Origin of the sequence: Lacticaseibacillus yichunensis (assembly GCF_003946405.1) — a bacterium.
In the GTDB taxonomy this organism is placed as follows: Bacteria; Bacillota; Bacilli; order Lactobacillales; family Lactobacillaceae; genus Lacticaseibacillus; species Lacticaseibacillus yichunensis.
In genome coordinates this window covers 64,949-91,643 of record NZ_RHOG01000008.1, presented here as the reverse complement: position 1 = coordinate 91,643, position 26,695 = coordinate 64,949, and the positions used below count along the sequence as shown (strand labels likewise).

The following is a 26,695-nucleotide window of genomic DNA, read 5'->3' as shown; positions in this document are numbered from 1 at the left end:
CTCTCATATAATGAGCCGTTTGAATAGCTCGATTTGTTGTTACTAGCGAATTGACTTCGCTCATGTTTAATTCTCCGACCAATTAAGGCCGAATCACCTACACATTTACGAAACTTTGTTCAGTTTTCAAAGGACGACTTGTCCAAAAGACAACTTTAACAGTATATCTTTTGGTCGGTTCGCTGTCAACAATAATCTAGAAGTGAATAATTATTCTTTTCTTTCATATTCAAGCGCTGCCGTAATGGCTGTGGTCGCGTTGACAACAACAAGTATCTTACCAGCCAGAAGCCGCATGAGTCAATAAGAAAATGCCAAAACTGAGCAAAAGTTGTGTTCTCCGAATGCTCTTGCGATGAGTAAACGTCAATGCATAATAATTAGACCAAATCGCGAACAAAGTCGTCCATTCAAGCCGCATCATCCACAAAAATACGACCGATCACTCGGCCGCATTCTTGTTCATTCGTTTGAGGTACTCATCGACCCATCCCGGCAGGCGCGCCGCGATCGGGGCAAACCCGGTATGAACCTTGCGTGTCGTCCAAAAATGTTTGCGGCGACGAAACGGAGTCAGATCGGGTGCAGGCTGCAAGGCCCGCAGTGAGAGACTGATCTTACCTGAATATTCATCGATATCTAAGATCACAACTGTCACCCGTTGCCCCACTTTGAAAAGGTCGCTGAGCGCCTTGACGTATCCGTGCTGACATTCCGAGATGTGGATCAGCCCTTGATCATGTTCGTTCAATAGAACAAACACCCCATATGGCTGAATCCCCGTCACCTTGCCAGTGAGGATATCCCCAATGCGATAGTTCATAATGACCCTTCATTCTGTGGTGCAGGTTTTCATGACCAGTATACCGTAAAGCGAGGGCCGATGAAACTAGGCTTCTTTTGCCAGCATGAAGGCACCGATGACCCCGGCGTCATCCTTCAATGCGATTGGCACAATATAATCGTCCAGTGCCGGATACTCAACGTAATCTGCGATTTTTTCCTGGAAGGCCTCACGAATCATTGGGAACAGTTGCGGTTGATGCATCACGCCGCCGCCAAAAACGATGCGCTCCGGTGCAACTGTGAGCGTGACGTTCATGCAGGCCTGGGCGAGGTAATTCGCCTCGATCTCCCACGCCACATGATCAGGCGCGAGTTCGATTGCCGGCTTGCCAAATCGCTGCTCGATTGCCGGGCCTGCCGCCAATCCCTCGAGGCAGTCATGGTGATACGGGCAAAAGCCGGCGAACTCATCGCGCGGATCTCGGCGCACCAGCATATGGCCTGCTTCAGGATGACTGTACCCTTGCAACAATTTGCCATTTGAGACAATGCCAGCGCCAATACCAGTCCCGACCGTCCAGTAAACGACATCCTGGACGCCTTTTGCCGCGCCGGCTTTCAATTCGCCATACGCCGCCGCGTTGACATCCGTGGTGAAGGCAAACTTCACCTCCGGATAATGGGCCTTCATGTCGCCTAAAATGTCATAGTGGCGCCATGGCAACTTGGGCGTGTTGGTAATGCTGCCATAGCTCTCACTGCGAACGTTGACATTCAGTGGGCCAAACGATGCGAGCCCCAATGCAGTCACAGGGTACTTGTCAAAATAGGCGAAGACTTGGGCCATCGTCTCTTCCGGGGTCGTGGTCTTGATGCTGACGCGGTGTTCAACCGTCAGTCCATCCTCGGAAACGGCCAACACAAATTTAGTCCCGCCAGCTTCGATCGCTCCTAACATCTATTTGGCCTCCTCGATTGTCACGTGGTTGATCGTTACCGGTGTCTCCGGCTTGTCGTTCGTTGTTTTGACTTTGCTGATCGCGTCAACGACAGACATGCCCTCAAGAACGTGGCCGAAAACGGTGTGGCGGCCATCGAGCCACGGGGTCCCGCCCTGCTGATAGGCATCGGTCGCCGCTTGTGGGTACCCGGCCGCTGGCAACTGCGAGGCCATGCTCGGATTCAGATGTTCATTGGTGACAATGAAAAATTGACTGCCATTTGTGTTTGGTCCGGCGTTTGCCATCGACAGCGCACCCCGAAGATTGAAGAGCTCTGCGGAAAATTCATCCTCAAAGGCGTCCCCCCAGATGCTCTCACCGCCGGCCCCTGTGCCAGTCGGGTCGCCGCCTTGAATCATGAAGTCTGGAATCACACGGTGGAACGTGCCCCCGTCATAGTAGCCTTTGTTGGCCAAGCCGATGAAATTCTCAACGGCTTTTGGCGCCTGCGCCGGAAAAAGGGCCACCGTGATCGTGCCCATCGTCGTGTCGATCACGGCTTTTGGCCCGGAAAAGTTTTCAAGTTCTAATTGTGGATATGTCATGATTGCCTCCTCGTATTTCTCAACCATTTTACCTAATACCGCTTTCAAATACTAGGCGAAGCGCCACGCACAGGGAGATGTTGGTCTGTGGGTTATATCAAGTGCGCGCGGACCGGGGCTACCGGAGTCACCTCGCAAAGATGCGTCTGTCGCTTGGCCCACGCCATTTCGTTTAGACCACCGACTCCCTTGCCTGACCAGTCGCATAAAACGGCGTACAATAGTAAAGAACGTCTCGCATCAAAGTCGGCTGCACCCATTTGTCTTAGTTCCGGTTGTGCGTTGGCCGATGTGCCACTATGATGATAGAAGACAGCGATTGAACAGAAACGGAGAACGCACATGAACGAAATGAGCCATCAACCGAAAAACCAAACGAACTATCCTGCTAACCACGACACAAACCACGAACCGGAGCGTCAGCACTTGTACGAGATCGCGGTCATCGGCGGCGGCCCGGTTGGCATGTTCGCCGCTTTTTATGCGGGACTGCACAGCGCCGACGTCCTGCTGCTGGAAAGCCTGAGTGAACTGGGCGGTCAGACTGGCAACTTGTATCCAGCGAAAATTCTATACGACATCGGCGGCTTTACCGGCATCAGCGGCCAAGAGCTAGTCGCCCAACTCGAGCAACAAGCCGCCCATTTTCACCCGACGATCAAGACCGCAACCAATGTGCAAACAATTGACCCGCAGCCCGATGGCACCTTTTTGCTGGGGACGACGAATGGTATTTTTCACACAAAAAGCGTGATCATCGCAACTGGCGGCGGGGCCTTCACGCCGCGAAAACTCGCCTGCCCCTACGACCCGGCACTGGAGGGGACAAAGCTTTTCTATTATGTGCGCGACCTCGACAGCTTCAAGGGCCTCGATGTTGCGATCGCAGGTGGCGGCGACTCCGCGATCGATTGGGCACTGGCTCTGGCGCCGATCGCAAAAAGCGTGCATTTGATCCATCGCCGCGACCAGTTCCGCGGGCTGGAATCCAGCGTGGATGAGCTCCATCACTCCACCGTTCAGCTGCACACGCCATTTCTGATTCAAGGTGTCACCGCCAACGGTCCGCGCCTGGATGTCACCCTTGACCAAGTCCGCGGGGATGAGACCCGCACGCTGAACGTCGACCGCCTGCTCGTCAACTACGGCTTTATGAGCGAAAATCGGCAGCTGCGCAACTGGCCCCTGACCCTCGAGCACAACGAGATCGTGGTCACCTCGCAGATGCAAACCTCCACCCCTGGCATTTTTGCCGTGGGCGATGCGGTCACTTATCCTGGCAAGGTAAAATTGATCGCCAGTGGGTTCGGTGAGGCGCCGACTGCGGTCAATGAGACCCTGAGTTTTCTGTATCCGGAGCGGCGTCAGGCCCTCCACAGCACACAACTCTATCATTAATAGGAAGAAGGATGGTCATGGACAACGACAACAAGGCGCAAGAAAAGGCCGCACGCCAAGCCGCACGGGAAAAAGTCGAGACGAATGAGGCACGGCTTTATGCGCACACGATCGCAATGCTGAAAGAGCGCGGGGTCGAACTCCCGGCAATCGGCGAACTGGTCATGTTTTTACAGGCAAAATTCATCCCGGGTCTCACCCTCGAAGCTGCCACGGAAAATGTGCGGATCGTCTTGCATAAACGCGAGGTCCAAAATGCGGTGATGACCGGCATCGCGCTGGACAAGGCGGCCGAAGCTGGCACGCTTGAGCAGCCGCTGCAAAACATCATTGCCGAAGATGAAGGGCTGTATGGCTGCGATGAGATTCTCGCTTTTTCCATCGTCAACGTCTATGGTTCGATCGGCTTCACCAACTATGGCTACATCGACCGGGTCAAACCGGGCATCTTGGCAAAGCTCAACGCCCATGAGCCTGGCATCATTCACACCTTCCTCGATGATATAGTCGGGGCGATCGCGGCGGCCTCGGCCAGCCGCTTGGCGCATTCCCATCCCGAATTGGAAGACGACAATTACTGATAACTTTACCGTTTCTTATGCGGTTCACCCACGGGGCTTCGGTATACTTGCTTTAACACGTTCTCAAAGGAGGGCCTCATGCCCCAACTGATCGATTTTATTTTGCACATCGACGAACACCTGATCACCATCATCAACAGTTTTGGCAACTGGACCTACCTGATCTTGTTCGTGATGATCTTCATCGAGACCGGTATCGTGATCTTTCCGTTTCTGCCTGGCGATTCGCTACTCTTTGCGGCATGCGCGCTGGCAGCAAATGAAGCATATCACCTCAACGTCTGGCTGTTGTTTGCGATCTTCTTGGCGGCGGCGGTGCTCGGCGATACGGTCAATTACGAGATTGGCCGACACCTCGGGCTCGCCGCCAGCAATAGCTCGCGCTTTGGCCGCCTGATCAATCAGGAGAAGCTCGGCCAGGCGGAGGCATTTTTCAATAAACACGGGGGCAAGACGATCGCGATCGCACGGTTCATCCCGCTGATTCGCACCTTCGCCCCATTCGTTTCCGGCGGCTCGCGGATGAATTATCGAAAATTCATCCACTACAATCTTCTCGGGGGCTTCCTCTGGGTGACCATGTGCTGCATCGCCGGCTTTTTCTTCGGCAACCAGCCATTCGTGAAGGCCCATTTTTCCCTGGTCGTCATCGGCATCATCGCCATTTCACTTGTTCCAGTCCTCATCACAGCGCTACGCAACCGCAAGCCCACAGCCGAATGACCGGCACACAAAAGCACCCGCAAGCTCTCAAAATGAGGTTGCGGGTGCTATTTTTTCTGTTCAATTGCGCCGGGCGTCTTGGCGGCCCCGCCAGATTGCCCAGATCATCGCTGCCTCAAACAGCAGGAGCGCCAGCCCAAAACAGGCCGCAAAGAAATCCTCAGGCAAAACATTGATGATCGGATCGGTGGCCGGATCAAACAGCCAGTCGTCATTGCGGAACAGCAATTTGTGAAACGTGATGAAGACCGTGTCGAAATTCACCGCCATCAGCCCCAACAGCACGATCGGCACCACTGCGCCGACCTGTGCCCCGCGCACCAGGCGCCAGCGCTCATGTCTCTGGCTAAGTCGCCGCAGAAAATGGACCAGCACAGGCGAGGTCAAAATAAAGATCACAAGGGCAAGCAGAAACAGATTTTTCACATCGGCAAAATGCTGCGCGCCACTGGCTGAAACTGGAAAATCGGGCAGACGCAACGGACTGACCCCGGGCACGCAAAGATACAGCATCAAGATGGCATAATTGCGAAAAAGCTGCCCCGCTGGCATGGCCGCGATCGCCGGTAGATCCTCCACCTGCATGAAAAAGGCGTACAGCGGAAACGACAAAAGCAGCGTCAGCACCACCGCCCCACTGATCACCGCCAGCCAACTCCCCAGCTTCCAGGGCCAAAGACGCGTCATACTCAGACCTCCCAGTCCGCCAGCGAATCGATCTGATGCGTCGGTTGTACTTTTTCCTCGGCCACTTCCGCCTTGGTCGAGATGCCGGTGTAAACCAACAAGGTATCGATGCCCGCGTTGATGCCTGCCATGATATCCGTGTGGTAGTTGTCGCCGACCATCACCACGTCCTCTTTGTTCAACTGCATCCGGCGTAGGCCCTGGCGCATAATGATCGCCTCTGGTTTGCCAATATAAAACGCCTTTTGCTGCGTTGCCCGTTCGACCAAGGCGATCACAGAGCCCGCGCCTGGCACATGGCCGCGCTCGTTTGGCAAATTGGTATCCGCGTTCGTCCCGATGAAAAATGCCCCGCGCTGAATGGCCAATGTCGCAAGCTCAAATTTGTGGTATGTGACATCATAATCCAGCCCGACCACCACATAATCGGGATCGACCTCATTGAAGGTCAGCCCAATGTCCAGCAGCGCCTGCTTCAACCCGAGCTCCCCGATCACATACACCGTCTTGCCGCGCGCATCGCCTCCGTTTTGTTCCTGGATCCAGGCCGCCGTGGCCAAAGATGGCGTATAGACTTGGCTGGGTTCGGCAAAAATATCGTGGTTGGCCGCCAGGTTCCGGCAGACATCTTGCGGCGACTTGGTCGTGTTATTGGTGAGAAAAAGAAACGGCAGATGTTTCGCTTGCAGACGCAAGATGAAATCCCGCGCCTCGGGAATTCGTTCCCGGCCGCGATACACGGTGCCGTCTAGATCAATCATGTAGCCTTTATATGTCACTTATCAGTCCTGCTTCTTTCCGTCTTGATCATCGCGCTGGCGAATGGTGAAGCGCCGGTGATGGCCACCGCCGCGGCTTTGAACGTGCTTGCCTTTCGGGTCGACGGCATGCACCTTTTGCTCCGTGTAGGGTTTGGCCGGTCGCGTGTCGCGGGTCTCCGCACCATTTTTGCCAGCGCGTGAGCCTCGTGTGCGGCGCCGCGGCGGCTTCACGGCCGGCGCATCGAGCCTGGCCAGCACGAAATAGGCACAGCCAAAGTTGCAATATTCATAGAGGTAATCCTCGAGCGTTGAGATCAACTGATCTTTGGGCGCACGCGGGTCGTCCGCTCGGTAAAAACCGCGAAGCCGCAATTGATCGTAACCCCAGTCGCCGACGACGTAATCGTATTTATCGAGAATCTCGTTATACCGCTCGCTGAGGCGTTCGCGCTCAAAGGCTTGCTTGTGATCCACTTCGATGCGGTAGCGCCGCTGGTCGATCGTGATCAGGTCCGGCGTCAGTTGCACCACCCGCAATGGCTCGCCAGGCGCCGTCGCCTGCTCGATCTGGTCGCTGAGTGAGCGGCTATTTTTTTGTTCTGCCATCGATGGTCTCCTTTCGCGACACTTCCCAGTTATTGTAACGAAGCAGCGCAAATCGCGCAAATTTTCGGAAGGTGCTACGGCCCGCGGGATGGTGGAACAGCTAGGTCAGCTCAGGTGCTTGGTGGTGCTCCTAGCCACCGAGTGCATGAGCTGCCTAGATGTTTCCACCATGCGGGCCGGCGCCCGACTGAATAGGGTGGACGGCCCGCTGTGCCCAATCGTTGTGCGCCGCCTCCCCTTCGCCCGCACCAAAAAACCGGACCAGCCGGCCGCCTCACACGATCCAGTCACGGAAACGTGCGGCTAACGCAGGCTGATCCGGCTCGCTGAGATACGGCAAAAGCTGTGGCCAAAAGCTGAACTGAAAATAATCCGATGAAAAGTTGCCAGCTGTGATCTTGCGAAAGCCCAGCACCAGCAGGGCGTTGATGCGCGCCGCCGCCTCATTTGGACAGGCCGCAAGCACATCGCGGCGCAACTGCTGCAATTTTGTTTGATCCTGCGTTTCCATTCCCCTACCCCCGTTAGGAACAGTGTAACGGGAATAAGATGAGAAATCAATGTGAATATTATTTTTCTTTCATTTTTGTCAAAACGCGCCGCTTGGCTTTGAAAATCTCATGGATCTCCAAAGCAATCAAAGGGCTCCCCCAAGCCGGCGGATCTGCCAATAGGTCACGCTCCGGGGCATCGACCCCAACGTTGATGTTTTCGGCGAGCGGCACCATGCTGTGGTGAATGTGACCATGGAGATTCAATGTCTGGCTGGTGATGCCGAGCATCAGTGGATAATGCGTCATGATGAACTGCGTGTGGTCATCCTTGATGATCGTGCCGACCTCGTGGAACTCGTACCGCGGCTGCCCATGCCACCCGGGATCATGCGCGGCCAGGTACTTGAAGCGGCTGTTGTAATCGTGATTGCCCTTGATGAACACGATGCGCCCATTCAGCCGCGTCAGAAGCGCCGCCACGTCACCATCGCTGGGCATGGCTTCGGGATTCATCGCAATGTCGCCAAGATGATAGACGACATCGTTATCATCGACCCGCGCGTTCCACGCCGCAATCAGCGCCTCGTCCATCGCCTCGACTGAGTCAAACAAGCGCGGCGCGAAATCATTTTGGCCGAGCAGATCGACGTGGAAAAAATGCGTATCCGCAATGAAAAAATTCATCTTACCCCTTCTCTCTGTGGCGCCGGCCGACCACCCACATCGTCATTGGCACTGTCGCCGCCACCGCGATCACTGAAAACAGGACCTGAATCAGCTCACCGGCAAAGATCTGGTCGTTGAGGACCTCCCAGAATGGATAGCGCAGTTTGGCAAACCAGATGAACAGGGCGGAAAAGCCGCCGAAAAAACCGAAGAACAGCGTATTAAGCGCCGTCCCAATGATCGCCTGGGCGATATCTTGCCGGCCGGCTGCAGTGGCATTATCCCCGAGCTCGATCAAACCCGCCGCAACCGCAGTCGCTGCCTCGGCGATCGCGCCCAGCGTCGACAGCAAGCCCGTGGCGATCAGGACTTGCTGAAAAGAGACACCGACCGTCAACGAAAAGCCTTCCAGGTCCTCGGTATCCTCAGCACCAAAGCCGCCTGTGTGACTGAACAACACGCCGACCACGACCACCGCGATCACCCCTGTCATCACTAACAGCGAGGCCACAAACGCCGGTCCCGCGACATTCATATCCGTGGTGGATAAAAAGATGGTGACCGCCAGCACGATCAGCCCAATCACCGCCGCCACGGCCAGCGGCGCAAAGCCACCGGCAATCAAAATCACGGCCAAGATCATCAGCCCAGCATTCAGCAATAGCGCAAAGGCATCGCTGAGGCCCTGTTTGCCGCCTACCGCCAGCATCAAAACCAGCAGCGTCAAAGCCAGTGCAGAAAGTGTCGTCATGCCGCCACCTCCTTTTTTCCGGCCAAAGTCGCAAGTAAGGACGTCAGCGGAATCGCGATGACGATGCCAAAGCCTGAGATCAAGGATTGCGCAAACCCGAGCCCCATCACCCAACTGATGGTCTGGTCGATCGCGTTGCCATTGCGCAGCCACAAAACAGCCTCCGCAAAGGTCTCAGCGATAAAAATCATGAACAATACAGTGATCAGTGGCCCCATCACGTTGCGCCCGATCGCCATCCCCGCGTTGAAGCGTTTCTTGCCCGACCCATCCAGTTGCATGATCGAGATCGCGATATCGCTACATTCATCGAGCACAGCGCCCAACGACCCGATCACGATCTGAATGAAAAACAAGAGTTGCGGCGATTGCGTCACATATTTGACCGCCTCAAGATGGAGGTCCCGATAACCGGTCAGCGCGAAGATTGCGTAGCCCAAGCCCACCGCCAGCGCCGTTGCCCCGACAGTGCCCCCGACGACCACCGCGCAAACAGGCCGCCAGCCGACCACGAATAAAGCCGTCACCACCGCAAACACGATCGCCAGGCCGCTGAACAGGGCCCAAACCAGCGGCCGGCTGGCATCCGTTTGAATGTGGGTCGCCAGCGTGAACAAGATGGCGTTCACCGCAATGCTGGCGCTGATGAGCCAGATGCGCTTACGTACGATCAGCATCAGCAGCACCAAGGTGAAGGCGGCCAGCGCCAAGACGATCGCATCCCGCTTAAAATTGGACAATCGCCATGGGCCGCCGCTATTGGTCAAAAACAGTTGGGTCCCGCGCCGCAGCGGACTGTCGACCGTTCCGCTATACGTATATTGATTGGTGATCGTCGTGGTCTGCCCGCGCCGGCTGGTATTCAAAAAGCGCACCGTCGCTTGTTGCGTGGTGGTGCGATCTTGATTATCAAAATTGTCGACCGTCTTCACACTTTTGACCGTTTTCACCGCGGTCACCTGCCCGATCGGCTGGCGATACAGGCGACTATCCAGCCGACCTAATCCAAACGCGACGATGAAGGCCAACACCGGAAGTAGCCACTTGAGCCATTGTTTGCGCATGGCGCCCCTCCGTTAGCCGATATGATTTTGCTTCAAGATCTCATCAAAGGCGTCCCTGATTTTTCCTTCAGGCTTGGCCCAGACCTCCCAAGTGGTCAGCTCAAACGGCGGAAATTCATACGTGTCATTGACGTAATTTTCATAGATCTGAACCGGATTGGAATGTGGGATGTTTAGTTGTAAGATCCGGACCTGCTTGATCAGCCCCTTGATCGCCGCTTTTTCCGCGCGGCCATTCATCATGATGTTGCCGAGTTCATAGTAACGGGTGCCATCATTCAACGTGATCTCCTGAATCAGATCAAACGTCTGATGTTCTTGTTCTGCCATGATCAGCGCTCCTTTCATCGCGGCATGACCGCCGCAACTCGCTATTTCTGCTGACCACGCGGCGATTGTTCCCGGCCGCCGCGTGTCCTGCAAGCTTGCGTCCTTATCTTACACCAGTTGGCCGGCTGGAAAAAACAGGCACCAGTTGCTCCTCAACAGGCAACGGCTCACAAATTTGCCGATCTCTTCTATTTAAAAAGAGAAACCCACTGGCCGGCCGCCCCCCAAAGCCGTTTTTAGCCCTTCCACGGACTCCGAGGGCACCTGCGCCCTATTTTCAGCGTTTCCGTGCCAGCCACCGCCTTCCAAGCGTTTTCGCTAGGCGCGGCTTAGGCCGATATGATATGGTTAAACCAATCAACCACAGAAAGCGGGATGTCATATGACCATTGATTGGCAAAAAGAAGCAGAAGGTTACCAAGATGATCTATTGCGCGACTTATTCACCTTGCTGAAGATCGACTCTGTCCGCGACGTCGAACACAAGACGGACACCGCACCGCTGGGCCCTGGCCCGGCTGAGGCGCTCAAGCAGATGCTGGCGCTGGGGCAACGCGACGGATTCAAGACCCTCAACGTCGATAACGTGGCCGGCCGCATAGAATATGGGGACGGCGACGAGATCTTCGGACTGTTCGGCCACATGGATGTCGTGCCGGCGGGTCCGGGTTGGCAGACCGATCCGTTCTCGCCTGAGATCAAAGACGGCAAGCTATACGCCCGTGGTTCCTCAGACGACAAAGGCCCGAGCATCGCGGCCTATTACGCCTTGAAGATGATCAAGGACCTCGGCCTGCCCGTCAATAAGAAAATTCATTTCATTATTGGCACCGACGAGGAATCGGAATGGGTCGGCATCAACCGCTACCTGGAAACAGAACCGGCCCCAGACTTCGGCTTTTCGCCAGACGCTGAATTCCCGATCATCAATGGGGAAAAAGGCATCGCGACCTTCCTTGTCTCGTTTGCCAAACAGGCCCCAGCGCCGACCAGCATGACCTTGAACCGCTTTGAAGCCGGCGTGCGCGTGAACATGGTGCCGCAAGAAGCGACCGCGACGATCAGCGGCACCCTGCCCGGCACCTTCGAGCACGAACTGGCGCAATTTGCCGCGGCCCAAAACGTGACTGTCAACACCCAGCCAGTTGCCGGTGGCTTGACCATCACCATGACCGGCAAAGGGGCACATGCCCAGGAGCCAAAAGACGGCATCAACGCCGCCACCTTCCTGGCCACATTTTTAGCCCCATACCCGTTTGATCCAGCTGGCAAAACGTATCTCACGGCGATCGCCACGAAGATGCACAGCGACTCGCGCGGGTCCAGGCTGGGCATCAACTACACGGACAAAGTCATGGGCGAGCTGACCGCGAGTCCTGATCTGTTCAATTTTACCCAGGACGGCCCGCAGACCATCGCCATCAACGTGCGCTACCCGCAAGGCACAGATGCCGATAAGATCCGCGACCAGATCGAAACCGCGCTGGCGCCAGACGACGTGGAAGTGACGATCAACGGCCATGCCCAGCCGCCGCATTATGTTGCCGGGGACGATCCGCTGGTTCAGACGTTGCTTGCGGTCTACACTGAGCAAACTGGCAAGCCGGGGCATGAACAAGTGATCGGCGGTGGCACCTATGGCCGCATCATCAAGCGTGGCGTCGCGTTTGGCGCACAAATGGAAGGCCAGGAGAACGTGATGCACCAGGCCAACGAATACATGCCGGTCAAAGACATCATCAAAGCTGTGGCAATCTATGCCGAAGCGATCAGCCGGCTTGTCAAATAACCGCTGACCGCCCCTGCCACCCGTCCGGTAAACGCCGGTGCGGGTGGTTTTTACATTCAGCCAACCGCTGAGAAAAGAGGCACTTATGTTTTCTGCACACCAAGTGACGGCGGCCCTTCCGCCCCATCTCAAGCACTTACCGATCTTGACCTATGATAGTGTCAGCTCGACCAACCAAGTGGCCGCCGCCCTGCTGGCAAGCGGCCGCCGTGCGCCATTTATCTTGACCGCCAATGGGCAAACAGCCGGCATCGGACGCAGCGGCCATCAATTTCTCTCGCCGCAACAAAGTGGCCTCTATCTGACTGTCACGATTCCGCTGGCCGATTGGCGGCCGGCACCGGCACTGTTGACACCGGCCGCTGGCGTCGCGCTGTGTCAGACGATCACAGCCATGACCGGCCAAGCGCCGCGCCTGAAATGGGTCAATGATGTGCTACTCGACGACGCCAAGATCGCCGGCATTTTAGCGCAGCTGGTCGCGGCGCCAACACCCACCGTCGTGCTCGGCGTTGGCCTTAACCTCGCCCCTCTGACCACGCAGCCGGAAAGCACTGTGCCTGCCGGAAGCCTCTTCACCGCGCTTCCCGCATCTGATCTCCGTCCGCTTCTCGCCGCAAATTGGCTGGCGGCGCTGGCCAATCTCAATCAGCCCGATGCTGCGATTTTGCCAGCCTACCGCAAGCGCGCGGCATGGGTCGGCCGCCAAGTGATCTTGACCACGGGAACCGTTCAAACGGCCGGCATCTTGACAGGCTTTGCGGATGACGGGCAACTGCTCCTAACAACCGCGAAGGGCCCTCGTTCTTTTGCGGATGGCACCTTGCGACTCGGGTGATCTGCTAGCTGTCAAGGCAAATCTTTAGTTATTTGAAATAAATATAGCGGTGGTTGACAGGACATCTATCAAAACCCCTTTGTGACGTGCATATTTCGCGTTTATATTGCCGATAAATAAAGTTGACAAAACCGTTTTCACGGTGCTATAGTAATCGCACAGTGGAAGGGTGTTCGGTGTGGCCACACGAACTGATTTCCCCGAGACAGGCGGACCCAGCGGGGAGGGATTCCTCGAGCAAACCTAGAGTAGCTGCTATGAAGGGCACCCGAGTCAGTGGTGTCATAAATTAGGTGAATGGGTGTTTCACAGATCCATCGTTCTACCCGTTCTACCAGCGCGACGGTTCCTCAGTCGCACCGTTGTCCGGCAGTAAGTATCGAACTTTGATCACGCTGTCGCCGTTGAAATCTGATCGCGCCAAGCCCCACAAGCAAGGCGCCCGCAGTATCCTAATCTAAAATCACGCAAACACACTGGCCATGCCTGAAAAGACACGTCGACCGGTGTGTTTGTCGTACCTAGCCCCAAAATATTCATTTTCGATTCTGATCTTTTTTCAAAAAAGTGAGAATCGATGAAAAATCTAAACATGCACAAAAATTCGGACGAATCTTTGTGCACATAAACAAATAGGACGATACGCAGAGCCCAAATCATTTTTTTCCGCTTCTGATCTTTTTCAAAACCAACCAAAAATCGGCCAACTGACGCAGATACCCCGCTGTCAGTTGGCCGATTTTTTGTCTAACGTGTGCGCGCCACACTCCCCGTCACTGCGCCGCGATCTGTGTGAGGTCCGTGAAGTCGCTGATCTGATACACCGGCGTGATCGCGGTCCGATTCGGTAATAGCCCAGGGTTGAACCACACGCTGTCGATATGCGCATTGCGCCCGCCTTGAATGTCCGAGGTCAGCGAGTCCCCCACAATCAGCGTCTGCGCAGGCTCAAAGCGCGGAATGCGGGCCGCCACATAGTTAAAGAAAGCCATGGTCGGTTTGGGCGACCCGATCGTGTCCGACACAAAAATATCTTGAAAATGATCCTGCAGACCAGCCTTGGCCAAGCGCTCACGCTGCACAGTCTCGATGCCGTTTGAGACGATATACAGCTGATAATCGCCAAGTGCATCCAGCGTGTCCGCGACCCGCGGGCCAATGATTGCCTCTTGGTCAAGCAAGCGGTGATAGTGTTTTTCCGCCTGGATGCCGTCCGCAGCCAAGTGGAACTGGGCAAATACCTTCGTGAAGCGGGTGGTGAAGATCTCGCTGCGCTTGATCTCGCGGCGTTCATAAGCCGCCCACAGATTGGCGTTGACGGTGAGATAGCGCTGCTCGATCACCGGCGTGTACGGCAAGTCGAAGTCGTGAAAAGTCTGCGCGAGACATTTCAGCTCCCCTGCCTTGAAATCCAAGATGGTGTCATCCACATCAAATAAAATCGTCCGATACATCGCGTGTCCTCCATTGTCCTTAGCTTTAATATAGCCGGCGCGTGGGCGTTCCACAAGGCCTGCTAGGAAAACTCCCGGCGGCTTTGTTTTTACGGTATAATAGAGCAACATCATGTCCCTTTTTGTTTTCAGATCGGAGCCATCCATGAAACGTAAACGATCCAATCAGACCTGGTGGCAGCGTCGTGTCGCAGGACTGTCGGAAAAGACCCGGCGGCAGCCGCAATCCCTCCCGCCTTTTTCACGAAAAACATGGCCGCTGTATGCGGACATCACGGTGCAAACGATCAAGTCATTGGCCTACTATTTTATCGGCGCGCTCTTTATCGGGGGCTGCTTTGCCGGTGGGCTACTGGCTGGCTATTTTGCCTCGATCATCGACCAGACGCCGGTCCCGACCAAGGCGGCGATGACGAAGACGCTCAACAACGTCAGCGCCTCGACGACGCTTTACTGGGCGAAAAACGTTGAGATCAGTCATGTGAAAAGTGACCTGATCCGCGACACCGTCAGCATCGATAAAATGTCGCCATGGGTCCAAAAGGCGATCATCGCGACCGAAGACGAAAACTTCTATCAACATTCGGGCGTCGTTCCCAAGGCGCTGGTCCGCGCGCTGGTCTCCGAGGTCACCGGCATCGGCAGTCAGACCGGTGGCTCAACGCTGACCCAGCAAGTGGTGAAAATGCAGTACCTCAGCAATGAGACCACCTTCAAGCGCAAGGCCATCGAGATCATGTATGCCCTGCGCCTGAATCACTATTTCTCCAAGCAGGAGATTCTGCAGGAATACCTGAACATCGCCACGCTTGGCCGCAACAACAAGGGTCAAAACATCGCCGGGGTCCAGACCGCTGCCAAGGGCTTGTTCGGCGTCGATGCCGCGCATTTGACCCTGCCGCAAGCGGCGTACATCGCCGGCCTGCCGCAAAGTCCCTCGGTTTACACCCCCTACACGATCACAGGGTCGCTGAAACCCGCTAAGGAACTCGCGTATGGGCTCGATCGGCAGAAAACAGTGCTGTTTCGGATGTACCGCGCCGGCTCGATCACCAAGAAGCAATACACGGCAGCCAAGGCCTATGACCTGAAAAAAGATTTTCTGCCGCAACAAAGTGCCACCAGCGCGACGCAGAAATACAGTTACGTTTACAACATGGTCTATGATCAGGCAATCGAGGTACTAGCCAAGCAGCTCGCGCAGACAGATGGCCACAGCGAAAGTGACTACAACAAAAATGCCGCCTTGGCGCAGACCTATGAGGCCCAAGCTGAAGAACTGTTGACGACCAAGGGCTACCAGGTCACCTCCACGCTGAACAAGACTGTTTACGATACGATGCAGACCGTCCTGGCCAACAATAAAAATAGTTTCGGCCAGACCTATACCTCGACCGAGACCGACCCCAAGACTGGTGAGCCAACGACCATCACCGAACCGGTCCAAAACGGCTCGATTCTGCTGGATAACGACACCGGTGCAGTGCTTGGCTTCATCGGCGGGGTGTCCGGCGAGCTGAACCACATTTACACCACCCGCTCCCCTGGCTCATCGATCAAGCCGCTGTTGGTCTATGGCCCGGCGATCGAAAATAAGCTGATCGGCTCCGAGACGATGCTCGCCGATTTTCCGAACAACTTCGTCAATTACTCGGTCACCGATTACGGCAACACTATTCAAAACCGGTTCCTGTCCGCCACCGAGGCGCTCAAGTGGTCCTATAACGTGCCGGCCGTCCATCTGTACGACAAGGTGCGCCAGACCGTCAGCGTGAAGAAGTACATGGACGCGATGGGCATCACCACCTTGACCGACCGCGATTACCAGACACTTGGGTTGGCCTTGGGCGGGTCGGATTACGGCCTCACGGTCCAGGAAAATGCCAGCGCGTTTTCCACCTTCGCCCGCGGCGGTACCCATGTCGATGCCTATGTGATCGACAAGATCGTGGATCCGCTCGGCAAGGTGATCTACCAGCATAAGAAGCCGAAAGCAACGCAGGTCTTCAGCAAGGCCACCGCGTACATCATGCAACAGATGATGCATAACGTGGTCAGCACCGGGACCGCCGCCACCCTGTCTTGGCAATTGAATTTCAACGACACCAATGTTTTTGGCAAAACAGGGACGTCAAACGACTACAAGGATCTCTGGTTCGTCGGCTCCACACCAGGCGTCACGCTGGCGTCGTGGATCGGCTATGACAACAACAACGGTACTGCGCACACGCTGAGCACCAATGCCAGCCAGTACAACATCAACTTCTGGGCGGCGCTGGCCAATGCGATCTATGCGAAAATTCCTCAGAGCTTCAAGCTCACCGATAGCATGGCCCGCCCTTCGACCGTAAAATCCGTGAAGGTCAACGCGTACACCGGGCTGCCCGCGGCGGATGTCTCGTTTGACGGGACGACCTATAAGCTCTCCGCGAATACGCTGACCAGTCTGTATAACGATTGGGAGCCGAGCAAGAGCACCGCGAATTTTGCGATCGGCGGCAACGATGAAGATTACAAGCTGTTTTGGCAGCATCTGACCGGCGCCAACAATGGTTACGGCGTTGTCTCCAAGGGCAACAAACGCGCAACCGTCAAGAAGTCGACCACCAGCGCCTCAACTACCGAGAAAAAGAAGGAAGAAGAGGCAGACAAGGAAGACGAAGAAGACGACGCGGACGAGAAGGAAACGCCGAGCACCGAGGACAAGGCGGACACCGCGGCGACCAGCTCTTCCGCCGCCAGCAGTTCTTCCAGCCAGGCGACGACCAGCAGCGAGCGCACCGATACCGGCCGCACGCAGAGTCAACAAGGCAACACCGAAACAGGGACTGGCAGCAAGGATTAACGCCAACCCTGCCCTGCAGCAAAAAAAGCTGAGACGCGAGCCACTGCGTCTCAGCTTTTTTGCATCCACCCATTTTGCGGGGGCGCATCGGGCCAAAAAAAGATCCGTCCCAAGGCCAAAGCCTAGGACGGATCTGATAAATCGTGTATTTATTTCGTCGACTGCCGGGTCGTGATGTCAAAGCCCAGGCGAATCGTCTTGGCGTCGATATCTTCCTTGTTCATCATCTTGGTGAGCAGGCGCATCGCAACGGCGCCGATATCATACAGCGGCTGATCGATCGAGGTCAGCTGCGGGCGGGCCATTTCGGTGAGCTTGGTGTTGTTGGAGGTGATGATCTCAAAATCTTCTGGGACCTTCACGCCCGCATCAAGCGCGGCATCAAGCAAGCCAACCGCCAGTTCGTCGTCGCCGACGATCGCCGCGGTGGCCCCACTCTTTTGCAGCTGCGGGAACAGCGCAAGGCCGGCATGATAGCTGTATTCACTTTCAAAAACCAGCGATTCGTCATACGCCAGGCCAGCCTTGGCCAATGCCTGTTTGTAGCCTTGAAGGCGATACTGGCCATTGATCGGTTGGGCCAGAGAGCCGGTGACCAGTGCAACCTGGGTGCTGCCGGACTTGATCAGCTGGGTCGTTGCCGCTTCCACGGCCGCCACGTAATCGATGTTGACGGAGCCGACCTGTTCGTCTGGATCCACGGAACCTGCCAGCACGATTGGGGTCTTGCTCCGAGAGAATTCCTGGCGAATGTTGTCGGAAATGTCGTTGCCCATGTAGATCAGGCCATCGACCTGCTTGGCCAGCAACGTGTTGAGCACCTGAACTTCTTTTTGACTGTTTTCATCCGAGTTAGCCAAAATGATGTTGTACTTGTACATGGTCGCAACATCGTCGATGCCTCGAGCCAAACTGGAGAAGAACATATTGGTGACATCGGGAATGATGACGCCGACAGTGGTGGTCTTCTTGGAGGCCAAGCCACGCGCAACCGCGTTCGGGCGATAGTCGAGTTTGTCGATCACCTCAAGGACCTTTTTGCGGGTCGCGGGCTTCACATTCGGATTGCCGTTGACAACGCGTGATACGGTGGCCATTGAGACATTTGCCTCGCGTGCCACGTCATAAATGGTGATGGTTTGTTTTTCCATGTTGATTGCTCCTTAATTGCGCGAACTTTTGCTTAAAAACGGTTGCGTTCATTTCCAGTTCACTGTAACAAAAGCGGAATGGCAATGCAAGCGGTTTACTGAATTTTTCACAGAAATTTTCACAAGGGCTTTTCAGAAAGCTAGTCAGGTCAAGGACACGCTTTATGCTATAATTCTTTATAAAGTTCGCGCATCAGCGCATTTATTGCAGGAGGAGTCGTCATGAATCAACATCTCACGGACTTAGTGGCATGGGTCAACGCCCAGCATCTCTCGTTGGCTTACATCACCGATCCGACCAACATCAACTATTTCACCGGGTTCGACAGCGATCCGGAAGAGCGCATCACCGCGCTGTTTGTTTTTCCAGACGCGGAACCGTTCCTGTTCGTGCCTGCCCTGTCGATCGAAGGGGTCAAAAAAGTCGGCTGGCCGTATGCCGTCAGTGGCTATCTCGATCACGAGGACCCGTTTGCCTTGATCGCGGCCGAGATCAAAAAGCGCGACGCCTCGCCGCTGCGCTGGGGCGTGGAAAAAGACGCCCTGTCTGTCTTGAAATATGAAGCAATGACCCGTCATTTTCCGCAGGCGACCTTCCCGGCAGATGCCTCCCGCTTCATTGAACAGCTCAAGTTGATCAAAACGCCTGAAGAAATCGCTCTGATGACCGAAGCTGGCCAGCAAGCCGACCGCGCGTTCCAGGCCGGCTTTGCGGCGCTGCGCACTGGCATCACCGAGCAACAGATCGTCGCCGAGATCGAATACGCGATGATGAAAGAAGGCGTGATGCACATGTCCTTTGACACCATCGTGCAGGCTGGCCAGGATGCCGCAGACCCGCACGGCGGACCTGTTGCCACCAAGGTCGCGCCTGGCGATCTCGTGCTGTTTGACCTCGGCACCAACAACCACGGCTACATGAGTGATGCGACCAGGACCGTGGCGTTTGGCGGCCCGGTCGCACCAAAGGCCAAGGAGATCTACAAGGTCTGCTTGGAAGCACAATTGACGGCTCAGTCCGCGGTGCGGCCAGGGCTGACTGCGGCCGCCTTGGACAAGATCGCGCGCGACGTGATCACCAAAGCGGGGTACGGCGAGTACTTTAACCATCGCCTCGGGCACGGCATCGGCATGTCGACGCATGAATTTCCGTCAATCATGGCTGGCAATGACATGGAACTGCAGCCTGGCATGTGCTTCTCCATTGAACCGGGCATCTACATTCCAGGCGTGGCTGGCGTGCGTATCGAGGATTGCGTCCATGTGACGGCGACCGGCTGCGAGCCATTCACCCACACGCCAAAAGACTATACCGTGTACGGTCTGTAAAAAATTGAAGAGACTCAAAAAGACGCCGCAGGTTGCGACGTCTTTTTGCTTGCCCCAGAGTCGGGCAACGTTGAGAATTAGTCCTGCGTCTCAGATTGGTCAGCGGCTGGCGTGTCGTCTTCTGCCGGCGCGGTCGAATCGGCGCTTTCGTCGGTCGCCTCAGCCGCATCAGCTTCAGCCGTGAAGTCATCCTTGGCCTGGGCAAAGGCGCTCTTGCCATCCAGCACGATATCGTCGAAGTCATCGCTGGCCGGTGCGTCAGGGGTGTCGGTCAATTCGTCCTTCAGCGCCTGAGTCGCGCCATCGTAATCGGCGAGGCCTTCCGTCTGCTTCTTCTTGGCCTTTTCCTTCATGTCGCCGACAAAATTGGTGGCGGAATCACGCCATTCGGTCGTTGCATCTTTTGCATAGTCATAATAGTCGGCGGCGCGATCAGCAAGTGCCTCTTTCTTCTCGGCAAATTTTGCCTTGAGTTCATCGCTGGTCTGCGGGGTCAACAGATACGTCGCTGCAAGAGCGCTTGCGGCGCCAAAAACAAAACCTAAGAAAAAGTGTCCCTTATTTGCCATTTGTAACTGCCTCCTGATCTGCTGGTTTCTTCTTCAACAACGACAAAGCCTTCTTGCTGACCTTTGCGGCAACGGCCACTTTGCCGCTTTCCTTGGCCCCATTGGTCACTTTGGACGCGAGGTTGCGGGTCGACGTATTCAGATCCGACACACTTTCGCCCAATTCGCCGATCGCGGTGAAAACAGGATCGATCGCCGCGACCTTACCGTTCACATCATTGAGCAATGTGTTCGACTTGGTCAGCAGGGCTTCGACCTCATGCGTCAATGGGCCGACTTCCGCGTTGATCGCATCAAGTGACTTATTGACTTCTGCCACAGTATCCTTAATTTCCCGCGTCACCCCACCAATTCGAATGGCGATGAGCGCAATCGCGCAGGCGATGATCAAAAATGCGATTGCCGCGATCAAGCCGGCAACTTCTGCTCCTGACATGCAACCCCTCCTCAGTTCACGCCGGCCTCTGCCGGTTTTGGTCCGCTTACACGGCCACGTACATTAAGAATATCATCAATAAGAGCGCGTTTCAATTGAAGTTGAGTGAAGGTTCACAAGCTCCCAGGCCCTGGCGCCGCCATCTGGCAAACCGGTCCATTCTAGGCAGACGCCGTCGGATTTGGTACACTGGAAGTTAACAAAGGAGCGGTTGCATTGAAAAAAGTAGTCAGTGGCAATGTCTTGACCCGGTATTTTGACAAGATCGACTGGGACGCGATGCTCGATCACGCCCTCTTGATCATCGGTGAGCTGATCTTCTTCAGCCTGCTATTTTGGCTGATCGAGCGCGTCGGCAAGGCGGTGATCGCCCGCGGCTTCAAGGCCTATCAAGCCAAGGCGACCAACGCCAGCACCCGGGTGGATACGATCAGGGTGCTCTCGATCAACGCCCTTTCATATATCGTGCTGTTTTTCTACTGCTACGCGATTCTCTCCATCCTCGGCGTTCCGGTCGGTACCTTGCTGGCTGGGGCCGGCATCGTAGGCATCGCGCTTGGCCTTGGCGCGCAGGGCTTCGTTGCCGATGTCGTGACCGGCTTTTTCATTATTCTTGAAGGCCAGTTCGATGTTGGCGATCAGGTGACCTTGGGCGCGATCAGCGGCACCGTCAGCTCGGTCGGCCTGCGCACCACCATCGTGCAAAGCGCAGACGGGACGATCAATTACATCCCCAACCGCAACATCTCCGTCGTCTCCAACCTCTCGCGCAACCAGATGCTGGTCTTGATCCAGTTGCCCCTTGCCCCAGATACCGATCTGAAAAAAGTCGGCGAGGTGGTGGCCGCGGTCAATGAAAAATTGGTCAAAGACACCCCGACCGTCACCGATGGCCCAGATGTCTTGGGCCTGACCACCAGTCCTCACGGGGGGCTGGTCTACCAGGTGCGCATGCATGCGCAAAATGGCGAGCAGCTCAATGTCCAGCGGAAGTTCCTGGCCGCCTATGTGCAGGCCCTTGCGGAAGCGGGCATCACACTTGCCACCCCACCTTTGACGCTTCGCTAATTCCCCCACCATTGGAGGTCCTATGCTCAACTTTATCAAAGGCATCCTGATCGGCGTTGCGCTGGTCATCCCCGGCTTATCCGGCAGTATTTTCGCCGTGGTGGTCGGTTTGTACGATCAACTGATCGAAGCCGTCAGCGACCTGCGCCGAGACCCGCGCCGCCATCTCTTGTTTCTGCTACCGATCGCAGCCGGCGCCGTGCTTGGCGTGCTCCTTTCGACGAAGCTGACGCTGGTCGTCACCGCTCGTTGGCCCCTTGCCAGCTACGCCTTTTTCATTGGGTTGATGCTCGGCGCCGCTCCGTTCATCCGGCGAAAATTGACCCTGGTCCGCTGGCGGCCGCAGTATCTGCTACTCACAGTCTTGGGCTTTGGCGTGATCTACGGCCTGGCCCAACTCGGCGGCGCGAGTTCGACCGAGCTTGTGACCATCGCCCGCCTGAGCAGCGTTCAAGACGCCGGCATGATGGCCTTCGCGGGACTATTTTCCGTGTCCCTGATGGCCATTCCCGGCGTGTCTGGCGCGATCATGTTGATGGTGATCAATCAGTACGGCACGGTCTACAACGCCGTCAGCCAGCTCGGCGATGCCGCCCGTGCGCTACTGCGGGGCAACTGGGGCGCGATGGGCACCGCCCTTCAAAGCAGCGCCTTGCTGATTCCATTTGTGGTCGGCGCCTTGATCGGGCTGCTTGCGATCGCCAAACTCATGCGGTGGCTGCTGACCCGTTTTGAAGGCCAAGTCTACTATGCAGTCTGCGGCGTCGTGCTGGCCGCCGTCGTGATTCTCGTCCAAACCGGGCTCACCCCACACTGGCCAAGCGGCTGGCTGGCCCCAGTCGCACTGTGCCTGATCAGCGCCGGCGTGGGTGTGGCCGCAACACTCGTGTTGGATAAACCAGAGTAACGGTGCATAGGCCCGCGGGATGGTGGAACGGCTAGGTTGTCTCGCTTGCTTGAGGGCGCTCTTAGCCCTCGAGTGAGCGAGCCACCTAGGCGCTTCCACCATGCGGGCCGAAACCCAAGTAGACGGTGCGTAGGCCCGCGGGATGGTGGAACGGCTAGGTTGTCTCGCTTGCTTGAGGGCGTTCTTAGCCCTCGAGTGAGCGAGCCACCTAGGCGCTTCCACCATGCGGGCCGAAACCCAAGTAGACGGTGCGTAGGCCCGCGGGATGGTGGAACGGTTAGGTTGTCTCGCTTGCTTGAGGGCGCGCTTAGCCCTCGAGTGAGCGAGCCACCTAGGCGCTTCCACCATGCGGGCCGAAACCCAAGTAGACGGTGCGTAGGCCCGCGGGATGGTGGAACGCCAAACACAAAGGGAGCCAAGACCTCACAGTCTCGACTCCCTTTTTGCTTGTTAGATTGCGTTGGCACCCTACCTACTGATGATGGACCCCGTGGTTTTCGGCGTCACGTCATAAAAATCATCCAGATTGTGGCCGATGTAGTTGACGCCTTTCATGACTTCGCGGCGCGTCACAATGCCAGTGAAGGTGCCATCCGCCTGGACAACAGGCAAGAACGCATCGTCGACCAACAGGTGCAGCACGTTTTCCAGATCATAGGGATCTTCGACCGTGTGGACATCTGTTTGCATGACATCCTTGACGCACATGGTGTCTAGCGACGTCAGGCTCACATCGTCCATTCCCAGCATGGTCTCGGTGATCATGGACAGGCTCAAAAGCCCCTTGAAATGGTCGGCATTGTCCAGGACCGGGATCTTAGCGTAGCGCACCTTGGTCAACACCAGAAACGCGTGGCGCAGCTTGTTGTCTTCCGCGACGCTGGCAACGACTTCGCCGGGGATCATGAAGTGCTTGCGATTTGCGATCATCATTTGGTCAATGGCTTGATTGATCATTGAATTGTCTCCTTTTCGGTACGTCTTCTATGATAGCGGAAAGCGCTTGTGAAATCATCCGCCGGCCAAAACCTTTACACGAATGCAAAAAGTAATTGTCACCCCGCTTATAAGTTGATAGACTGAAACTACTTGTCAAAAACACGACTATCTTTTGGGGGCATCAACATGACATATGATCTGACCGTCCGCTTGGCGGCAGAGTTTATCGGCACCGCGATCATGGTGGCGCTGGGCAACGGCTCAGTGGCCAACGTGGATCTGAAGGGGACAAAAGGCAACGGCTCTGACTGGATGCTGATCGCCGTTGGGTATGGCGCTGGGGTGATGATTCCGGCGATGATCATCGGCGGAATTTCCGGCAACCACATCAACCCGGCCTTCACACTGGGGCTCGCCGTTGCGGGAATGTTCCCGTGGCGCGAAGTCCTGCCTTACCTGTTGGTGCAATTTGCCGGGGCGATGGTTGGCCAGCTGGCGGTGGTGGCCGCCTACAAGCCGCATTATGACCTGACCACAAACACCCAGCACATCCTGGGCACCTTCAGCACGATCAATGCCACCAAGAGCAAGCTCAATGGCTTCATCAACGAATTTATCGGCTCCTTCATTCTCTTCTTCGGGGCACTGGGCATCACCAAGGCGCCATTTTTCCAAAATAATCTGGGGACCGCCCACATGGCGCTGGGATTCCTTGTCGCCACGCTGGTCGCCAGCTTCGGGGGACCAACAGGACCCGCGCTGAATCCTGCCCGTGACCTGGCGCCCCGCCTGCTGCATCAACTATTGCCGCTCAAGCACAAGGGCAGCTCGGATTGGGGCTACGCATGGGTCCCGGTGGTGGCGCCGATTGCCGCCGCAATCTGTGCGATTCTGCTTTACAAGACCGTCTTCATGGCGCATTAACACCGACCGCAACACAAAAAATATGGCACCGGGACAACTTGTCCTAGTGCCATGTTTTTTTACCTCGAGATTCTGGGCCGGCCCGGTTACCGCTCAAACACGCGGGTCAACTTGGCCACTGGTTGACCGTCGCGCAGGTGGTAGGTCACTTTAAGCTGGGTGGGCGTTGTTTCCACCACGGCGTAAGTCCCGCCCAGTGGCATGAATTCGCCCCGCGGCTGGCTGATGCTACCCGGATTGAGCAGCACGACGCCTTCGTGTTTTTCCACGCCAAGCTGATGGGTGTGGCCAAAAATGATCAAGCCGGCATGGACCGCCTGCCCCGCCGCCAGAATCTGGTCCAACGTCCAGTTGACGCCAAAGCGGTGTCCATGCGTCAAAAAAACGGTCAAGTCGCCCAGCTGAACAGTGCGGGTCAGTGGAAATGCGGAATCAAAATCCATGTTCCCCCGCACCGCCTGATAGTGGTCAAACACCGAGTCAGCGGCCGGCAGCTCGGAGTCCCCGGCATATAAAAACAGATCTGCATCCGGCTGCTGGGCCAAGATAGCTTCGAGAATCGCCTTATCCCCATGCGTATCACTGACTGCCACGAGTTTCATTGGACATCCTCCTTGAACCAGTCCTGCCACCGGCTTTCAAGCGCGCGCAGGGCATTACCGCGATGGCTGATCTGATTTTTCTCATCGGCGGTCAGCTCAGCTAACGTTTTGCCGATGCTCGGCACAAAAAAGTACGGGTCGTAGCCAAATCCGTTGGCGCCGGCTGGCACGCCGATGATCTGCCCATCAATGTGCCCCTCAACGACCAGATCACGCGCTGCATCATTCGGCCGGGCGAGGACCAAGGTGCTGACAAACCGCGCCTGCCGCTTCTCTTGCGGCACCTCAGCGAGGTCCGCGATCAATTTGGCGTTATTAGCCGCATCATTGTGCCCGCGGCCGGCATAGCGCGCGGAAAAAACGCCCGGCGCGCCATCCAGCGCCTCAACGCATAGCCCGGAATCATCCGCCAAAACAGGCAGCTCAAGCATTTTGGCATAGCCATCCGCCTTGAGCCGTGCGTTTTCCTCAAAGGTGCGCCCGCTTTCGGCGACGGTTGGCAGCGGGGGAAAATCGTTCAGGCTTTTCACCTGCACGCCGAGCTTGGCAAACATCGCGGCGATCTCCTTGACCTTGCCGGGGTTCTTGGACGCGACAACAATGGTCGTGGGCGTCACGGCCGCCGCGTGGGTCGTCGGCTGATCGGTGATGGCCACGCGGGTCGCGGCGATGTGCAGCCCGAGCCATTCCGACGCGATCACATCGAACATATCGGCGTTGCCAGTGGTGTAAAAATCGCGCTGCGGGGTCGGATTCGGCTGGTCATTGGCGATGTCAAAATAATCCAGCAACGTCGACACTTCACTGACCGTTTCCGCGCCGGAATCGATCAAGGTCACATCCGGGCCCATCACTTGCTGAATCAGCGGCCGAAGCAGCGGGTAATGCGTGCACCCGAGCACCAGCGTATCCAGACCCAAGGCCCCAAGTGGCTGCAGGGTCTCAGCCACGACGCGTTTGGCCACGGCCGACTGCATCTCGTTGCTTTCGACCAGCGGCACAAACTTCGGGGCGGCCAAACTAGTCACCTGCATCTGTGCGGCTTTTTGGTGAATCGTCGTCGCATACGCCTCACTTTTGACCGTGCCTTCTGTGCCGATCACGCCGATGCGCCCATTTTTTGTCTCGCGAATCGCAGCCCGACTGCCGGGCACAATGACACCAATCACCGGAATCGCCAGGTTGGCACGCAGCTCAGGCAAGGCCGCCGCGGTCGCCGTATTACAGGCAACAACCAGCATCTTGATCTGTTTTGTCAGCAAGAAGTTGACCATTTGCCAGGTAAAGGCGCGGACCTGCTTGGGGTCCCGCGGGCCATAGGGCAACCGCGCCTGGTCGCCCAAGAAAATAATGTTTTCGCCGGGAAGTTGGCGCAGTGCCTCTTTGACCACCGTCAACCCGCCGACGCCAGAATCGATAAATCCGATCGGTTGCGTATTCATGCTGATGCC

The 26,695-nt window shown here is 56.3% G+C and carries 28 protein-coding genes; 10 read left to right on the top strand and 18 right to left on the bottom strand.

What is annotated here, in order from left to right; translation table 11 throughout:
* Positions 1–442: 442 nt before the first annotated feature.
* From EKM95_RS04255 to EKM95_RS04245, 3 genes are all read right to left on the bottom strand, one after another.
* Positions 443–823: a CvfD/Ygs/GSP13 family RNA-binding post-transcriptional regulator gene (locus EKM95_RS04255; RefSeq protein ID WP_125696596.1), complete on the bottom strand. Its 381-nt coding sequence runs from the start codon at positions 821–823 to the stop codon at positions 443–445.
* Between the two features lie 66 nt (positions 824–889).
* Positions 890–1,744, bottom strand: a complete 855-nt coding sequence (locus EKM95_RS04250; protein WP_125696595.1) for an ROK family protein — start codon at positions 1,742–1,744, stop codon at positions 890–892.
* A complete protein-coding gene (locus tag EKM95_RS04245; RefSeq protein WP_125696594.1) occupies positions 1,745–2,332 on the bottom strand; it encodes a peptidylprolyl isomerase in 588 nt (195 codons plus the stop codon).
* 342 nt (positions 2,333–2,674) lie between these two features.
* Between EKM95_RS04245 and EKM95_RS04240 the strand changes: the two genes are divergently transcribed.
* From EKM95_RS04240 to EKM95_RS04230, 3 genes are all read left to right on the top strand, one after another.
* Entirely contained in the window at positions 2,675–3,730 is a 1,056-nt protein-coding gene (locus tag EKM95_RS04240) for an NAD(P)/FAD-dependent oxidoreductase (protein WP_225423172.1), read from the top strand.
* A 116-nt stretch (positions 3,731–3,846) separates the two neighbouring features.
* Positions 3,847–4,311, top strand: a complete 465-nt coding sequence (locus EKM95_RS04235) for a phosphatidylglycerophosphatase A family protein (protein WP_225423174.1) — start codon at positions 3,847–3,849, stop codon at positions 4,309–4,311.
* Between the two features lie 78 nt (positions 4,312–4,389).
* Positions 4,390–5,034 (top strand): VTT domain-containing protein, encoded by a 645-nt coding sequence (locus tag EKM95_RS04230; RefSeq protein ID WP_125696592.1) that lies wholly within the window; start codon positions 4,390–4,392, stop codon positions 5,032–5,034.
* 60 nt (positions 5,035–5,094) lie between these two features.
* Here the strand turns inward: EKM95_RS04230 and EKM95_RS04225 are convergent, their stop codons facing one another.
* From EKM95_RS04225 to EKM95_RS04190, 8 genes are all read right to left on the bottom strand, one after another.
* The gene (locus EKM95_RS04225; protein WP_125696591.1) at positions 5,095–5,721 is read right to left on the bottom strand and encodes a TIGR01906 family membrane protein; all 627 of its coding nucleotides are present in this window, start codon (positions 5,719–5,721) and stop codon (positions 5,095–5,097) included.
* A 2-nt stretch (positions 5,722–5,723) separates the two neighbouring features.
* A complete protein-coding gene (locus tag EKM95_RS04220) occupies positions 5,724–6,500 on the bottom strand; it encodes a TIGR01457 family HAD-type hydrolase (protein WP_125696590.1) in 777 nt (258 codons plus the stop codon).
* A 3-nt stretch (positions 6,501–6,503) separates the two neighbouring features.
* Positions 6,504–7,088 (bottom strand): YutD family protein, encoded by a 585-nt coding sequence (locus EKM95_RS04215; RefSeq protein ID WP_125696589.1) that lies wholly within the window; start codon positions 7,086–7,088, stop codon positions 6,504–6,506.
* 274 nt (positions 7,089–7,362) lie between these two features.
* Positions 7,363–7,599: a hypothetical protein gene (locus tag EKM95_RS04210; protein ID WP_125696588.1), complete on the bottom strand. Its 237-nt coding sequence runs from the start codon at positions 7,597–7,599 to the stop codon at positions 7,363–7,365.
* 58 nt (positions 7,600–7,657) lie between these two features.
* Positions 7,658–8,266, bottom strand: a complete 609-nt coding sequence (locus EKM95_RS04205) for a metallophosphoesterase (protein ID WP_125696587.1) — start codon at positions 8,264–8,266, stop codon at positions 7,658–7,660.
* A gap of 1 nt (position 8,267) precedes the next feature.
* Positions 8,268–8,999 (bottom strand): YibE/F family protein, encoded by a 732-nt coding sequence (locus EKM95_RS04200; protein ID WP_125696586.1) that lies wholly within the window; start codon positions 8,997–8,999, stop codon positions 8,268–8,270.
* On the bottom strand, positions 8,996–10,063 hold the full coding sequence (locus tag EKM95_RS04195; protein ID WP_125696585.1) for a YibE/F family protein: 1,068 nt from the start codon (positions 10,061–10,063) through the stop codon (positions 8,996–8,998). The genes EKM95_RS04200 and EKM95_RS04195 overlap by 4 nt, the downstream gene beginning before the upstream one ends.
* Positions 10,064–10,075: 12 nt before the next feature.
* On the bottom strand, positions 10,076–10,393 hold the full coding sequence (locus EKM95_RS04190) for a hypothetical protein (protein WP_125696584.1): 318 nt from the start codon (positions 10,391–10,393) through the stop codon (positions 10,076–10,078).
* Positions 10,394–10,775: 382 nt separating this feature from the next.
* Here EKM95_RS04190 and pepV point away from each other — a divergent pair, with 382 nt between their 5' ends.
* Both pepV and EKM95_RS04180 read left to right on the top strand, forming a co-directional pair.
* Positions 10,776–12,182: a dipeptidase PepV gene (gene pepV, locus EKM95_RS04185; RefSeq protein ID WP_125696583.1), complete on the top strand. Its 1,407-nt coding sequence runs from the start codon at positions 10,776–10,778 to the stop codon at positions 12,180–12,182.
* Positions 12,183–12,267: 85 nt separating this feature from the next.
* On the top strand, positions 12,268–13,020 hold the full coding sequence (locus tag EKM95_RS04180; RefSeq protein ID WP_125696582.1) for a biotin--[acetyl-CoA-carboxylase] ligase: 753 nt from the start codon (positions 12,268–12,270) through the stop codon (positions 13,018–13,020).
* A 773-nt stretch (positions 13,021–13,793) separates the two neighbouring features.
* Here EKM95_RS04180 and EKM95_RS04175 read toward each other — a convergent pair.
* On the bottom strand, positions 13,794–14,474 hold the full coding sequence (locus tag EKM95_RS04175; RefSeq protein WP_125696581.1) for a YjjG family noncanonical pyrimidine nucleotidase: 681 nt from the start codon (positions 14,472–14,474) through the stop codon (positions 13,794–13,796).
* 145 nt (positions 14,475–14,619) lie between these two features.
* On the opposite strand from EKM95_RS04175, the gene EKM95_RS04170 reads away from it, so the two are divergent.
* Complete coding sequence (locus EKM95_RS04170) at positions 14,620–17,319, top strand: transglycosylase domain-containing protein (protein WP_225423170.1); 2,700 nt, start codon at positions 14,620–14,622, stop codon at positions 17,317–17,319.
* A gap of 149 nt (positions 17,320–17,468) precedes the next feature.
* Here EKM95_RS04170 and ccpA read toward each other — a convergent pair whose 3' ends face one another.
* Positions 17,469–18,470, bottom strand: coding sequence for a catabolite control protein A (gene ccpA / locus EKM95_RS04165; protein ID WP_125696580.1), 1,002 nt, complete (start codon positions 18,468–18,470; stop codon positions 17,469–17,471).
* 222 nt (positions 18,471–18,692) lie between these two features.
* Here ccpA and EKM95_RS04160 point away from each other — a divergent pair, with 222 nt between their 5' ends.
* Positions 18,693–19,799 (top strand): M24 family metallopeptidase, encoded by a 1,107-nt coding sequence (locus tag EKM95_RS04160; RefSeq protein WP_125696579.1) that lies wholly within the window; start codon positions 18,693–18,695, stop codon positions 19,797–19,799.
* Positions 19,800–19,876: 77 nt separating this feature from the next.
* On the opposite strand, the gene EKM95_RS04155 is transcribed toward EKM95_RS04160, so the two are convergent.
* Both EKM95_RS04155 and EKM95_RS04150 read right to left on the bottom strand, forming a co-directional pair.
* Complete coding sequence (locus tag EKM95_RS04155; protein WP_125696578.1) at positions 19,877–20,368, bottom strand: YtxH domain-containing protein; 492 nt, start codon at positions 20,366–20,368, stop codon at positions 19,877–19,879.
* The gene (locus EKM95_RS04150) at positions 20,358–20,804 is read right to left on the bottom strand and encodes a DUF948 domain-containing protein (protein WP_125696577.1); all 447 of its coding nucleotides are present in this window, start codon (positions 20,802–20,804) and stop codon (positions 20,358–20,360) included. Before EKM95_RS04150 ends, EKM95_RS04155 begins: the two co-directional genes overlap by 11 nt.
* A 216-nt stretch (positions 20,805–21,020) precedes the next feature.
* Here EKM95_RS04150 and EKM95_RS04145 point away from each other — a divergent pair, with 216 nt between their 5' ends.
* A complete protein-coding gene (locus EKM95_RS04145) occupies positions 21,021–21,872 on the top strand; it encodes a mechanosensitive ion channel family protein (protein ID WP_225423168.1) in 852 nt (283 codons plus the stop codon).
* A 22-nt stretch (positions 21,873–21,894) separates the two neighbouring features.
* Positions 21,895–22,779, top strand: coding sequence for a DUF368 domain-containing protein (locus tag EKM95_RS04140; RefSeq protein WP_125696576.1), 885 nt, complete (start codon positions 21,895–21,897; stop codon positions 22,777–22,779).
* A gap of 468 nt (positions 22,780–23,247) precedes the next feature.
* Here the strand turns inward: EKM95_RS04140 and cbpB are convergent, their stop codons facing one another.
* Positions 23,248–23,736, bottom strand: coding sequence for a cyclic-di-AMP-binding protein CbpB (gene cbpB, locus EKM95_RS04135; RefSeq protein WP_125696575.1), 489 nt, complete (start codon positions 23,734–23,736; stop codon positions 23,248–23,250).
* 168 nt (positions 23,737–23,904) lie between these two features.
* Between cbpB and EKM95_RS04130 the strand changes: the two genes are divergently transcribed.
* Positions 23,905–24,642 (top strand): MIP/aquaporin family protein, encoded by a 738-nt coding sequence (locus EKM95_RS04130; protein ID WP_125696574.1) that lies wholly within the window; start codon positions 23,905–23,907, stop codon positions 24,640–24,642.
* A gap of 86 nt (positions 24,643–24,728) precedes the next feature.
* Here EKM95_RS04130 and EKM95_RS04125 read toward each other — a convergent pair whose 3' ends face one another.
* Positions 24,729–25,244, bottom strand: coding sequence for a metallophosphoesterase (locus tag EKM95_RS04125; RefSeq protein WP_125696573.1), 516 nt, complete (start codon positions 25,242–25,244; stop codon positions 24,729–24,731).
* Positions 25,241–26,686: a glutamate racemase gene (gene racE / locus EKM95_RS04120; RefSeq protein WP_125696572.1), complete on the bottom strand. Its 1,446-nt coding sequence runs from the start codon at positions 26,684–26,686 to the stop codon at positions 25,241–25,243. The genes EKM95_RS04125 and racE overlap by 4 nt, the downstream gene beginning before the upstream one ends.
* Positions 26,687–26,695 lie beyond the last annotated feature (9 nt).

Coding starts and splice junctions, on each gene's coding strand:
- EKM95_RS04255 (WP_125696596.1), bottom strand. CDS start 823: ATGAACTATCGCATTGGGGATATCCTCACTGGCAAGGTGACGGGGATT.
- EKM95_RS04250 (WP_125696595.1), bottom strand. CDS start 1,744: ATGTTAGGAGCGATCGAAGCTGGCGGGACTAAATTTGTGTTGGCCGTT.
- EKM95_RS04245 (WP_125696594.1), bottom strand. CDS start 2,332: ATGACATATCCACAATTAGAACTTGAAAACTTTTCCGGGCCAAAAGCC.
- EKM95_RS04240 (WP_225423172.1), top strand. CDS start 2,675: ATGAACGAAATGAGCCATCAACCGAAAAACCAAACGAACTATCCTGCT.
- EKM95_RS04235 (WP_225423174.1), top strand. CDS start 3,847: ATGCTGAAAGAGCGCGGGGTCGAACTCCCGGCAATCGGCGAACTGGTC.
- EKM95_RS04230 (WP_125696592.1), top strand. CDS start 4,390: ATGCCCCAACTGATCGATTTTATTTTGCACATCGACGAACACCTGATC.
- EKM95_RS04225 (WP_125696591.1), bottom strand. CDS start 5,721: ATGACGCGTCTTTGGCCCTGGAAGCTGGGGAGTTGGCTGGCGGTGATC.
- EKM95_RS04215 (WP_125696589.1), bottom strand. CDS start 7,088: ATGGCAGAACAAAAAAATAGCCGCTCACTCAGCGACCAGATCGAGCAG.
- EKM95_RS04210 (WP_125696588.1), bottom strand. CDS start 7,599: ATGGAAACGCAGGATCAAACAAAATTGCAGCAGTTGCGCCGCGATGTG.
- EKM95_RS04205 (WP_125696587.1), bottom strand. CDS start 8,266: ATGAATTTTTTCATTGCGGATACGCATTTTTTCCACGTCGATCTGCTC.
- EKM95_RS04200 (WP_125696586.1), bottom strand. CDS start 8,999: ATGACGACACTTTCTGCACTGGCTTTGACGCTGCTGGTTTTGATGCTG.
- EKM95_RS04195 (WP_125696585.1), bottom strand. CDS start 10,063: ATGCGCAAACAATGGCTCAAGTGGCTACTTCCGGTGTTGGCCTTCATC.
- EKM95_RS04190 (WP_125696584.1), bottom strand. CDS start 10,393: ATGGCAGAACAAGAACATCAGACGTTTGATCTGATTCAGGAGATCACG.
- pepV (WP_125696583.1), top strand. CDS start 10,776: ATGACCATTGATTGGCAAAAAGAAGCAGAAGGTTACCAAGATGATCTA.
- EKM95_RS04180 (WP_125696582.1), top strand. CDS start 12,268: ATGTTTTCTGCACACCAAGTGACGGCGGCCCTTCCGCCCCATCTCAAG.
- EKM95_RS04175 (WP_125696581.1), bottom strand. CDS start 14,474: ATGTATCGGACGATTTTATTTGATGTGGATGACACCATCTTGGATTTC.
- EKM95_RS04170 (WP_225423170.1), top strand. CDS start 14,620: ATGAAACGTAAACGATCCAATCAGACCTGGTGGCAGCGTCGTGTCGCA.
- ccpA (WP_125696580.1), bottom strand. CDS start 18,470: ATGGAAAAACAAACCATCACCATTTATGACGTGGCACGCGAGGCAAAT.
- EKM95_RS04160 (WP_125696579.1), top strand. CDS start 18,693: ATGAATCAACATCTCACGGACTTAGTGGCATGGGTCAACGCCCAGCAT.
- EKM95_RS04155 (WP_125696578.1), bottom strand. CDS start 20,368: ATGGCAAATAAGGGACACTTTTTCTTAGGTTTTGTTTTTGGCGCCGCA.
- EKM95_RS04150 (WP_125696577.1), bottom strand. CDS start 20,804: ATGTCAGGAGCAGAAGTTGCCGGCTTGATCGCGGCAATCGCATTTTTG.
- EKM95_RS04140 (WP_125696576.1), top strand. CDS start 21,895: ATGCTCAACTTTATCAAAGGCATCCTGATCGGCGTTGCGCTGGTCATC.
- cbpB (WP_125696575.1), bottom strand. CDS start 23,736: ATGATCAATCAAGCCATTGACCAAATGATGATCGCAAATCGCAAGCAC.
- EKM95_RS04130 (WP_125696574.1), top strand. CDS start 23,905: ATGACATATGATCTGACCGTCCGCTTGGCGGCAGAGTTTATCGGCACC.
- EKM95_RS04125 (WP_125696573.1), bottom strand. CDS start 25,244: ATGAAACTCGTGGCAGTCAGTGATACGCATGGGGATAAGGCGATTCTC.
- racE (WP_125696572.1), bottom strand. CDS start 26,686: ATGAATACGCAACCGATCGGATTTATCGATTCTGGCGTCGGCGGGTTG.